Source organism: Streptomyces fractus (assembly GCF_049844455.1).
Taxonomy (GTDB): domain Bacteria; phylum Actinomycetota; class Actinomycetes; order Streptomycetales; family Streptomycetaceae; genus Streptomyces; species Streptomyces fractus.
The window spans coordinates 7946657-7957807 of sequence record NZ_JBMYHI010000002.1; the positions used below are offsets into that span (position 1 = coordinate 7946657).

The window sequence follows — 11151 nt, forward strand, 5'->3', positions numbered from 1 at the left end:
CCGCCCGGTCCCTGACGCCCCGTCGACCGCGCCGTACGCTTCGAGTGTTCGAAGCGGTCGACGGAAGGCAGTTGCGGGGCATGGGGTTTCAGGAACGTACGCGGTTCGGGCGGCTGGGCCGGTCGGCGGTGCCGGTCGCGCTCACGGCGCTGCTGCTCGCGGGCTGCCAGGGGGTGGGCACCGGGTCCGAGGACCCGGCGCAGGGCGCCGGACCCTCGGCGTCGACGAGCGCGACGGGCGGCGCCCCCGCGCAGGAAGGCACCCTCCCCGGCGTGCCCAGCGCGGACGAGGCCCGCGGTGAGCTGGCCGAACTGAAGGTGGGCCCCCACGGATCCATGTCCGGCTACAGCCGCGAAAAGTTCCCGCACTGGGCGGAGCAGGGCGACAACTGCACCACCCGTGAAGCGGTCCTCAAGCGCGACGGCAAGGACGTGAAGACGGACGACGAGTGCCGGGCCGTCTCCGGGAACTGGGTCAGCGCCTACGACGGCGAGAAGTTCACGGATTCCGGGGACCTCGACATCGACCACACCGTGCCGCTCGCCAACGCCTGGCGCTCCGGCGCCGACCGGTGGACGCAGGAGCAGCGCAAGGCGTTCGCCAACGACCTGAAGCACCCCCAACTCCTGTCCGTGTCCGCCCACTCGAACCGCTCCAAGGGTGACCAAGGGCCCGACGAGTGGCAGCCGGAGTCCAAGGACTACTGGTGCGCGTACGCCCGCTCCTGGGTGGCCGTGAAGTCGGCGTACGAGCTGACGGTCACCGACGCCGAGAAGGCCGAGCTGACCACGATGCTGGGGACGTGTTCCGCGTGAGCGGGGACGAGAAGAAGCCGAAGCCCGAGACCCTCACCGGGAACGTGCACGCGGGCCCCGGTGGCGCCATGACCGACGAGGTCGGCGTCGTCACCGGGGACCTCACCGTCGCCACGATCCGGGAGTCCGGGGACCGGGCCCGGATCGCCGTCCAGTACACCGGCGCCGACGAGTGGTACACCCTCACCGGCAGCCCCGCGGCCGTGCCGCCCGACGGCCTTGAGGCGCTGCACGCCGAGGTGCTGCGCAGCGTCGAACGCGGCGGGGGCGCGGTCAGCCCCTGACGCCCCGGGCCCCTCCCTCGCCCTCGCCCTCGAAGTGGCGTCGCGGATTGGCCCGCAGGATCGTGTCGATGTCGTCCTTGGAGACACCCTTGTCGGCGAGGGCGGGCAGCACGTCCTCGCTGATGTGCCGGTAGTTCCAGTGCGGGGCGACCTCGGCGCGGTCGACGTCGCCGAACCAGTCGATGACGCACGAGGCGTCGTGCGAGATCGTGATGCGGTCGGTGTAGCCGCGGCGCACGAGCTCGACGATGGTGTCGACGCGCTGCTGCGTGGTCAGCGGGCTGTCGAGCCCGAACCGGTCCATGCCGAGGTACGAGCCGGCGTCGGCGAGCCGCATCAAGTAGTCGATGTCATCGGTGTCCCCTGAGTGCCCGATGACGACGCGCGTGAGGTTGACACCCTCCTCGGCGAGCACCCGCTGCGCGACGAGCCCCGACTCCGAGGCCGGATGGGTGTGCACGGTGATCGGCGCCCCGGTGCGCACGGCCGCCTGGCCGACCGCCCGCATGGCCCGCTCGACGCCGGGCGTGAGGCCCTGCTCCTCGATGGCGCACTTGAGGAACGCGGCCCGCACACCGGTGTCCGCGATGCCCTCGGTCAGATCCTTCACGAACAGGTCGACGAGCGGCTCCGGGCCGCCGAACAGCGTGCCCGGCCCGTTGTAGTGGAACTGGAACGGCAGATCGTTGTACGTGTAGAGACCGGTCGCGGGGACGATGTTGAGGTCCGTGCGCGCGGCGATCTGCTGGATGCGGGGGATGTACCGGCCGAGGCCGAGCACCGTCGGATCGAGGATCGTGTCGATGCCGAGTCCCTTGAGCTCGTTCAGCTGGGTCACCGCGTCGTCGACGACGGCCTGCTCGTCCCACTGCGCGTAGTTCCGCCGGAACTCCTCGCCGACGATGACGACATGTTCGTGGACGAGTACGTTCCCGAGTTCGCTGGAGTCGATCGGACCGCGGACCGTCCAGACCTGCGTCATCGGCGCACCTCTCGATGTGGACGTCGGAGTTGACGTCGGATTCAAGGTGAGCCGAGCGTCCCGCCGGGTGCCCGCGGGCGTCAAGGTGTGCGGCGAGGTGTGATCGAAAGGGGCCCGTCGGCGGAGTCTCCAGGGCGTTGGGGGCCGCCCCGAAGTCCGGCCGACGAGCGCCTCAGAGGCGGCGGATCCAGGCGGCGGCGCCGTGGCCCACCAGGAGATAGATCACCGCGGGCAGTGCGTTGTTGAAGAAGACGCGCAGCCCCTCGGTGTCCATGGTGAAGATGTCCTGCGACCAGCCGGAGAGCCAGTCGGCCATGCCGTGCACGAAGTCGACGAACACGTTCGACTGGTTCGCGTCGAGCAGGTACAGCAGGATCCACAGGGCGAGGAAGGCCGCGGCGATGTCGGCCAGCGTGTGCACGACCAGGGCGAGTCGGTCCGCGCCCCGTCCGCTGCGGTTCCGCACCGGGCGGCCGGACGGCGTGAACCCGGAGTTCTGGCCGTAACCGGTCTGGGGGACGGGCTCGTACGGGATGTCCGGTTCCTGGCGGTAGGCGGGCGGCGGGGGGCCGTCGTACGGGGTGCGGGGGCCGCCGTGCATCGGGGCGGTGTCTCCGTTCTGTGGGGGATAAGGGCCTCTATAGGGGGGCCTGTTCGGGCTGGAGCCGTATGGGGCATTGTTCGGAATGCCGTCGCTGGGGTGAGTCACGGGCGGCATGTTGCCCGTCCCGAGCAGCCGAAACCCGCTTCACCGTCACTTCACAGACACCGCGCATCACGAGCTTTCTGGTCGGGAGAAGTGACTGCCCGGACGCAGGGGAGCCGCGGGACGGCGAGGCCGCCCGGCCCGGCTGGACAGATGGTCCGGTGGGGCGACGGGACGCGAGTCGGGAACTGGGCCAATGGCTCAGCGATCACGGCCTCTGTTGAACCACAGGACCCACAGGTGCTGCAATGGCCCTGTCGATGGCGCTGCGAACCCGGAAGGGTCTCCGCGGCGCCTTTTGCGTGTACAGGAGACGAACGCGGTACGGAAGGGGCGGGGCACTGTGCTGAAGAGGGCGTTCGTGGCGGCGGATCCCGGGCGGATACGGCTGCGGTTCGCGGCGCGGGCCGTGCTGGGGATCGGGCTCGCCGTCGCACTGTGCGGCGCGGTCGGGCACTCGCTGCCGGGCGCGATCACGGGCGGCCTCGCCGCGCTGCTCGCGCTGTTCACGGTGACCGACGCGACGGTGCGCGGGCAGGCCGTCACGACGGCGCTGCTGCCGGCCGTCGGACTGCCGGTGCTCGCGCTCGCCGCGGCCCTGCACGATCTGCCCCTCGCGCGCGATCTCGCCTTCCTCGCCGTCGTGGGAGCGGGCGTGTACGCGCGGCGCTGGGGGCCGCGCGGGCACTCGCTCGGCGTCTTCGCGTTCATGACCTTCTTCGCCGCCCAGTTCCTGCACACCGTCCCGGCGCAACTGCCCGAGCTGTACGTCGCCGTGCTGCTGTCGCTCGGCGCCGCCGCCGTCGTCAGGTTCGGGGTGTGGTGCTACGAGCGGCGGCTCCCGGCTCCCGTCGGTGTGCCCGCGCCGACCGGCGGCGCGGGGCTCGCGCGGATCACGACGCGGCAGGCCGTGCAGGCGACCGTGGGGGCGGGGTTCGCGCTCGGCATCGGGCAGTTGCTCTCGGACCAGCGGTGGTACTGGGCGGTGGGCGCCACGTGGTGGGTGTTCGTGGCGACGACGTCGCGGGGCGAGACCGTGGTGCGGGGATTCCGCCGGTTCCTCGGGACGGTGCTCGGCATCGTGCTGGGCTTCCTGGTCGCCGTCCCGCTGCACGAACACGCCGTGGCCGCGGCCGTGGTCGTCGCGGTCAGCGTCTTCGGGATCTTCTACACCGCGCACGTCTCGTACACGTGGATGATGCTCGCGGTCACCGTCATGGCGAGCATGCTGTACGGGCTGCTCGGCGTGCTCGACCCGGCGCTGCTGGCTCTGCGGGTGGCGGAGACGGCGGTCGGTTCGCTCGGCGCCGTGCTCGCGGTGCTGCTCCTGCTGCCCGTGACCACGCACTCCGTCACCGAGGCGTGGGTCGAGCGGGCCCTGCGCTGCGTGCACGCGTGCACCGCCGAGGCGGCGGCGCGCCTTGGCGGCGACGCGAGCGCGGACCCGGCGCCGCGCGTCGCGGAGCTCGAGCACATCCTCGGGCGCGTACGGCTCTCGTTGTCGCCGCTCGTGCATCCGCTGAGCCCCGTGAAGGCGCGCAAGGGCCGGGCCCGGCAGGTGCTCGCGCTGCTCGACGACTGCGCGCGCGAGGTGCGCGGGCTCGCGTCCGTCGCGGCGGACCCGGAGGCCTCCCACGACGCGCGGCTCGCCGCGGCGTGCCAGCGGGTGGAGGCGGCGGTCGAGGTGCTCACGGCGCCCGCGCCGTACGCTCGCGCTGTGGTGCCCGTGCCGCATGCCGCTGACGCGGAGCATCCGGTGCTGGCGCATCTGCACGGGCTTGAGCGGGCTCTTGTCGAGCTCGCGGTGCCGTTGCGCGGGGCGCGAGAGGTGTAGGGCCGTGGCGGTCGTCCGTCCTCCGGTCGCGGGGCTCTGCCCCGGACCCCGCTGCTCAATCGTCGCAGGGGCTTAATCTGACGGGGCTTGGCCGGCGGGGCGTGCTGAGGCGGGGCGTGCGCCCCCGTGTAATCCCTCGCGCCCCGGGGGCGTCCGTAACCCGCCGCCCACCCGCGGCGACTTGTGGTTGTCTCGCAGCGGCGTCGACACCGCCGCACCGTTTGAGGCACGTGTCCGGGGCACATACAGGGTGGATCAGTTCGCCTGACGGGTAGACCCCGCGCCATCGAACATCCAGGGCGCACACCCGTGCGGGAGCGGGCCGCGCGCCGATGACTAGCCGCTGGGGGTGCACCATGCGTAGCAACCTGCGCCGGAACGGAACACGAGCCGCGGAGGACGTGACGAACGCGCCGGACCCGGCGGACGCCGCCGGCTGGCTGGCCCTCGCCGCGAACCGGCGCACCGGCGCCCACGCCCCCGAATCGCCCCGCCACGACCGCTGCCCGGTCACCGCCGAGGGCGCCCGCCCCAAGCCCCCCAACCCCACCCCCGTCCGCGGCACCGGCGAAGTGGCGCACGCCGCCGCCGCGTTCGTCCGCCAGCACCACGCCGAGCAGGGCCTCGGCGACCCGGCCGCCCGCCTCGCCGAGGTCGACGCCGAACTCGCGGCCACGGGCACGTACACGCACACCCCGCAGGAACTCGTCTTCGGCGCCCGCGTCGCCTGGCGCAACGCCAACCGCTGCATAGGCCGCCTCTACTGGCAGTCCCTGCGCGTACGCGACCTGCGGCACCTCACCACCGCGGAGGAGATCGCCGAGGCCTGCGCCGACCATCTGCGCGAGGCGGCCCCCGGCGGCCGCATCCGCCCGCTCATCACGGTCTTCGCACCCGACCGGCCGGACCGCCCCGGCCCCCGCATCTGGAACGAACAACTCATCCGCTACGCCGGCTACATCCAGCGCGACGGCCACGTGGTCGGAGACCCGCGCGGCACCGGACTCACCGCGTACGCCCGCCGCCTGGGCTGGCGCGGCGGCGACGGCAGCCCCTTCGACGTACTGCCGCTGATCGTGCAGGACGACCCGCGCAGGCGGCCCCGCTGCTTCGACCTTCCCGCCGACGCGATCCTCGAAGTCCCGCTCCACCACCCGGAGTTCGACTGGTGGTCCACGCTCGGCCTGCGCTGGCACGCGGTTCCCGCGCTCGCCAACATGTGCCTGGAGATCGGCGGCGTCTGCTACGGCGCCGCGCCCTTCAACGGCTGGTACATGGGCACGGAGATAGGCGCCCGCAACCTCGCCGACACCGACCGCTACAACCTGCTGCCCTACCTCGCCGACCGCCTCGGCCTCGACACCTCCAGCGACCGGTCGCTGTGGAAGGACCGCGCGCTCGTCGAGCTGAACCGCTCCGTCCTGCACTCCTTCGACAGCGCGGGCGTCACCATGGCCGACCACCACACCGAGTCACGGCGCTTCCTCACGCACGTCGACCGCGAGGAGTCCCGAGGCCGCACCGTCGGCGCCGACTGGTCCTGGATCGTCCCCCCGCTCTCCGGCTCGACGACCCCGGTCTTCCACCGCACGTACGACGACGAACAGAGCACCCCGGCCTACGTCCACCACGCCGACGCCCACACCCGCGCCCGCGGCGAGGAACCCGCCGTGGAACGGCCGACGAGGCCCTGGCGCGACCTGCTCTGACCTGGGGCCTGTCGTTTGGATCAGGCCGGGCTCGCGGGGTCTGGCACGCACGCTCGCCGCGTTGTCGTCGGTCGACGACGCTCCGCGTCGCCTCCCTCCTCCGCCTTGCGATCGCACGCACCAGACCCCGCTCCCTGATCCGGCCTGATCCAATCGACAGACCCTCCCCCGCTGCTACCGTCGGCGGCACGGGCGCCGGGCCCGCACGCCGAAAGGGGACGCAGTGACCGGGAGTCAGGCAGAGCGGGCGTACATCGGATCGTTCACGGCGGCCGGCGGGCGCGGCATCGTGACCGCGGCGCTCGACCCCAAGGACGGCTCGCTCACGCTCCTCGACGCCACGGACGAGCTGCCCGACCCCTCGTACCTGACGCTCTCCGGCGGGCTGCTGTACGCGGTGAGCGAGACGGCCGACGGGGCGGTGGCCGCGTTCCGCACGGACTCGGCGCCGCTCGCGCTCGCCGCGCCGCCGGTGCCGGTCGACGGGGCGGGTCCCACCCATCTGTCCGTGTGGGGGAGGCAGGTGCTGACCGCCAACTACGGTTCCGGCAGCGTCAGTTCGGTCCCGCTGCGGGGCGACGGCATCCCGGCCGACGCCGCGGCCGAGGTCCACCGCCACACGGGCTCGGGCCCGCACCCGCAGCGCCAGCAGTCCCCGCATGCCCACCAGATCCTGCCGGACCCGAGCGGCGCCTGGGCCCTCGCGGTCGACCTGGGCACGGACTCGCTCCGCACGTACACGAAGAACCCCGAGGGAAGCGGTCTCCTCCCGCACCAGGAGACGGCCCTGCGCCCCGGCTCGGGCCCCCGCCACCTGGCCTTCCACCCGTCGGGCGACTACGTGTACGTCCTCAACGAACTCGCGCCCACGCTGACGGTCTGTGCCTGGAACGCCGCGGACGGCGCCGTCAAGCCGCTCACGGAGGTCCCCGTCCTGACGGGCGCGCCGGCCGACGACGCGTACCCTTCGGCGATCGTCGTCGCCCCCGACGGCCGCTTCCTGTGGACGGCGACGCGCGGCGCCGACCGGCTCTCCCTCTTCGCCCTCGACCCGACCGGCGAGCGGCCCACCCTCCACGGCACCGTCCCCTGCGGCGGCAACTGGCCCCGCGACCTGGCCCTCGACCCGTCGGGCCGCTTCCTCTACGCCGCGAACGAGCGCTCCGGCGACGTCACGTGGTTCACGGTCGACCGCGAGTCCGGGGTGCCGGTCCGGGGCGGCAGCGTGCCGGTACCGGCGCCGTCCTGCGTGGTGTTCGCCTAGAGATCTAGACCGCCGGCTCCGCCACGCCCACGAGGTAGTTGCGCGCCGCGGGCCGTACCTCCGCCGCCCAGCCGAGGGCGGCCAGGTCCCCGGTGAGCGCCTCGGCGTCGTGGAAGACCTTCACGATGCGGTACCGGCTGCCGTCGTCGAGCTCGCGCACGGCCGCCGGGGCGGACTCGTCCGTCAGCAACTCCTCGTCCGCGGCCATGGACGGCCCGTCGTCGACGAAGACCACCTTGCCGCCCGGAGCGAGGGAGGCGGCAACGGAGCTCCAGAACCCCGGCATCCGGGCCGGCGGCACATGCGACAGCCAGAACCCGAAGAAGACGGTGTCGTAGCGCCGCGACGGCCGCCAGTCGAACAGATCGGCCTGCTCGAACCGTACGTTGGGCGCGGACACCCGCTCCCGCGCGATCGCGAGCACTTCCTCCGACGCGTCGACGGCCGTCACGGACGTGGCCCGCGGCGCGAACACCGCGGTCCACTGCCCCGTCCCACAAGCCAGCTCCAGCACATCCCCGCGAACGGGCCACTCCGCACTGCCGCGCAACAGCTCCCGCAGATCCGCCCGTTCCGCATACGGCCGGTCATACTCGGGCGCCCGTGCCCGGTAGTAAGCCATCTGTTCCGTCACCAAGGCGTCATCAAGGCTCATCCCCCGACCGTAACCACCAAATACCGCCCTCGTCCCCCCTTCAACCGCCCCGTGCACCGAGCCGATCAAGCCCGTCCGGCGATTGAGGACACCCGAGCCCGTAGGGCGACAAAAAGAGGGGCCCGGGACGCCGTCCCGAGCCCCGACCCCCGACCGCTCAGCCGCCGGAGGCAACCGGCTGGGGGGAGATGCCAAGCGCCGTCGTGTACTTCGCCAGCGCGAGCTTGCCCATCGCCGGATACGCCCCCAGCGGCTCCGCGACGGCGCACCCCGCGTCCTTGGCGGCAGCCTCCAGCACGGTCGGGTCGAGCTCGGGACCGACGAGGTACGGGGCCAGCGCCAACTGCTGCGAACCGGAGCCGCGCAACTGCTCGGCGGTGGCGGCGACCGCGCCCTCCTCGTCGAGCGCCGCGGCCATCACCGGCACGGCGAGCCGCGCGGCGAGCAGCATGCCGGTGATCCCGGCGGCCTGCACGGCCTCCTCGCCGCCTATGGAGGCGAGGATGATCCCGTCCGCGGCCGTGGTCACGGCGAAGAGGCGGGCGCGGTCGGCGCGGGCCAGACCGGCCTCCGAGAGCCGCACGTGCAGCGCCTCCGCCAGCAGCGGGTGCGGGCCGAGCACATCGGTCAGCTCCGCGGCGACCCGGCTGTCGGCGATGGCCTGCCGGATCTGCCGCAGCTGCGCGTTGTCCGGGCCGGCGAGCAGCGGCACGACGACGCCGACGGGCCCGGCCGGCTCCTGCGCCTCGACACCGGCCGCGAGCGCCTGCTCGTAGCGGGCGGTGCGCTCCTTCGCGGCGTGCGCGAGCACGGACGCCAGCGAGGGGAACTCCGCGGAGATCGGGAAGTCGGTGAGCTCACCCTCCACGAAGCCGACCCGCGCGTCCAGACCGGGCAGCTCGGAACGGGCGATGCTCACCACCTCGTCGGCGAGCATGCGCGTGGCGGCGCTGGGCGTGCCGGGCACCGCGAGCACAAGAGACGGCGCGCCCTCGGGGGCGGCCACGGGTTCCGGACGACGGTGGCGTCCGGGCTGTCGGGGTCGCGGCATTCGTACGGGCAGGCCGGATGCGGGCCCAGTGGGGGTGCTCATGGCGCCGCATGCTACTGGCTCGACCGGCTTCGTTGTTCGGTCAGGGTGCAGGTGAGCGGTTTCCGTCCGAGATTGTCCTTTCAGTTACGAATCCTGCAAGTGTCCTGGTCCGGAGGGGTGTGCGGGACATTCGAAGTGAATTACGGCACATGAAGCAGACGCCGGTCGAGCGGCAGCCGGAGCCCGTCCGCGGCGAGCGCGGAGGCGATCACGAGCGACCCGTGCAGGGGGTCGCCGGCCGCGGGCACGACCGTGGCCTGCGGAAGCTGCCCGGCCAGCTCCTCCCGCAACGGCCCGAGCAGCGGCTCGCCCATCTTGAACAGGCCGCCGGTCAGGGCGACCTCGCCGCCGTCGGCCGGGCAGACCGCCGCGGCGGCCTCGGCGATGTGGGCGGCGGCCCGGCCCAGGATGCCCGCCGCCACGGGGTCGTCGGCGGCGCAGCGCGCCACGTCCGGTGCGAAGGAGGCCAGCGCCGCCGGGCGGTCGGTACGCGGATAGATCCGGCCCGGCAACTCGACGGCGGGCCCGAAGCGTTCCTCGGCGAGCGCGAGCAGCGCCTTGCTCCCGCCGCGCCGCCCGTCGAAGGAGCGCATCGCGGCGTCGAGCCCGGCCTGTCCGATCCACGCGCCGCCGCCGCAGTCGCCGAGCAGATGCCCCCACCCGTCGGCCCGCCGCCAGCCCGCGAGGTCGGTGCCGAGGGAGATCATGCCGGTGCCCGCGGCGACGACCGCCCCGCGCCGCTGCCCGAGCGCACCCGCGTACGCGGTGACACCATCGGCGGCCAACGCGAGCCGCTGGACGCCCAGTTCACGCGCGAACGCGCCCGGCAAATCGGCCCGCAGCCCGTCGCCGAGCGTCGCCATCCCGGCCGCCCCCAACGCGACAGCGGACAAGGCGATATCCCCGGCCCGGTCCAGCAACTCCCGTGCCATCGGCACCAGTTGCTCGACCATGTGCCCGGGGTCGATCCCGGAGCCTGACGTACGCACAGGTACGGACGAAGCGTTCGTCAGCGCCCGCCCGATGTCACCGACGGGCGCGAGGGCGACCCGGAGCCCGGAGCCGCCCGAGTCCACCCCGAGCACCCACCCGGCCGCGGTCATGGAAGCTGCCAGTTGACGGGCTGCGCGCCCTGGCGTTCGAGAAGGTCGTTGGCCCGGCTGAACGGCCGCGAGCCGAAGAAGCCGCGGTCCGCCGACATGGGGGAGGGGTGCGAGGACTCGACCGCCGGGTAGTCGCTGAGCAGCGGCCGCAGGTTGCGCGCGTCACGGCCCCACAGGATCGACACGAGCGGTGTGCCGCGGTCGGCGAGGGCGCGGATGGCCTGCTCGGTGACCTGCTCCCAGCCCTTGTCGCGGTGCGAGGCCGGACGTCGGGGCGCAACGGTCAGTGATCTGTTCAGCAGCAGCACGCCCTGCTGCGCCCACGGGGTCAGGTCCCCGTTGGACGGCTGCGGCAGGCCCAGGTCCGCGTTCAACTCGCGGTAGATGTTGATGAGGCTGGGCGGCAGGGGGCGTACGTCCGGGGCCACGGAGAATGACAAACCAACAGCGTGCCCCGGCGTGGGGTAGGGATCCTGTCCGACGATCAGCACCCGCACGTCGTCGAACGGCTGCTGGAAGGCGCGCAGTACGTTGGCGCCCGCCGGGAGGTAGGTGCGCCCGGCGCCGATCTCCGCGCGGAGGAATTCCCCCATCGCGGAGATCTGCCCGGCCACGGGCTCGAGGGCCTTCGCCCAGCCCGCTTCGACGATTTCATGCAGAGGTCGTGGTGCCACGGGCGTCACCCTACTGCCGTCCCGGCACCGCG

General features: G+C 73.1%; 11 protein-coding genes. 5 read left to right on the top strand and 6 right to left on the bottom strand.

Going from position 1 to position 11151, the window contains the following annotated elements; translation table 11 throughout:
* Positions 1 to 80 precede the first annotated feature (80 nt).
* Together ACP4E5_RS37990 and ACP4E5_RS37995 are read left to right on the top strand one after the other, a co-directional pair.
* Positions 81 to 815 carry an HNH endonuclease family protein gene (locus ACP4E5_RS37990; protein WP_425837139.1) on the top strand — a complete coding sequence of 245 codons (735 nt, stop codon included), beginning with the start codon at positions 81 to 83 and terminating at the stop codon, positions 813 to 815.
* Positions 812 to 1099 carry a hypothetical protein gene (locus ACP4E5_RS37995; RefSeq protein WP_425841969.1) on the top strand — a complete coding sequence of 96 codons (288 nt, stop codon included), beginning with the start codon at positions 812 to 814 and terminating at the stop codon, positions 1097 to 1099. The genes ACP4E5_RS37990 and ACP4E5_RS37995 overlap by 4 nt, the downstream gene beginning before the upstream one ends.
* Here ACP4E5_RS37995 and ACP4E5_RS38000 read toward each other — a convergent pair.
* A complete protein-coding gene (locus ACP4E5_RS38000) occupies positions 1089 to 2081 on the bottom strand; it encodes a phosphotriesterase family protein (protein ID WP_425837141.1) in 993 nt (330 codons plus the stop codon). The genes ACP4E5_RS37995 and ACP4E5_RS38000 overlap by 11 nt on opposite strands.
* Before the next feature lie 172 nt (positions 2082 to 2253).
* Complete coding sequence (locus ACP4E5_RS38005) at positions 2254 to 2682, bottom strand: hypothetical protein (protein ID WP_425837144.1); 429 nt, start codon at positions 2680 to 2682, stop codon at positions 2254 to 2256.
* 448 nt (positions 2683 to 3130) lie between these two features.
* Here ACP4E5_RS38005 and ACP4E5_RS38010 point away from each other — a divergent pair, with 448 nt between their 5' ends.
* From ACP4E5_RS38010 to ACP4E5_RS38020, 3 genes are all read left to right on the top strand, one after another.
* Positions 3131 to 4621: an FUSC family protein gene (locus tag ACP4E5_RS38010; protein WP_425837146.1), complete on the top strand. Its 1491-nt coding sequence runs from the start codon at positions 3131 to 3133 to the stop codon at positions 4619 to 4621.
* Between the two features lie 356 nt (positions 4622 to 4977).
* Positions 4978 to 6330 carry a nitric oxide synthase oxygenase gene (locus ACP4E5_RS38015; protein ID WP_425837149.1) on the top strand — a complete coding sequence of 451 codons (1353 nt, stop codon included), beginning with the start codon at positions 4978 to 4980 and terminating at the stop codon, positions 6328 to 6330.
* Positions 6331 to 6553: 223 nt separating this feature from the next.
* Entirely contained in the window at positions 6554 to 7594 is a 1041-nt protein-coding gene (locus ACP4E5_RS38020) for a lactonase family protein (protein WP_425837152.1), read from the top strand.
* Positions 7595 to 7598: 4 nt separating this feature from the next.
* Here ACP4E5_RS38020 and ACP4E5_RS38025 read toward each other — a convergent pair whose 3' ends face one another.
* From ACP4E5_RS38025 to ACP4E5_RS38040, 4 genes are all read right to left on the bottom strand, one after another.
* Complete coding sequence (locus ACP4E5_RS38025) at positions 7599 to 8249, bottom strand: class I SAM-dependent methyltransferase (protein WP_425837155.1); 651 nt, start codon at positions 8247 to 8249, stop codon at positions 7599 to 7601.
* Positions 8250 to 8406: 157 nt separating this feature from the next.
* The gene (locus tag ACP4E5_RS38030; protein ID WP_425837158.1) at positions 8407 to 9342 is read right to left on the bottom strand and encodes a sirohydrochlorin chelatase; all 936 of its coding nucleotides are present in this window, start codon (positions 9340 to 9342) and stop codon (positions 8407 to 8409) included.
* Positions 9343 to 9482: 140 nt separating this feature from the next.
* Entirely contained in the window at positions 9483 to 10445 is a 963-nt protein-coding gene (locus ACP4E5_RS38035) for an N-acetylglucosamine kinase (protein ID WP_425837161.1), read from the bottom strand.
* Positions 10442 to 11119 carry a uracil-DNA glycosylase gene (locus ACP4E5_RS38040; RefSeq protein ID WP_425837163.1) on the bottom strand — a complete coding sequence of 226 codons (678 nt, stop codon included), beginning with the start codon at positions 11117 to 11119 and terminating at the stop codon, positions 10442 to 10444. Before ACP4E5_RS38040 ends, ACP4E5_RS38035 begins: the two co-directional genes overlap by 4 nt.
* Between the last annotated feature and the right edge of the window lie 32 nt (positions 11120 to 11151).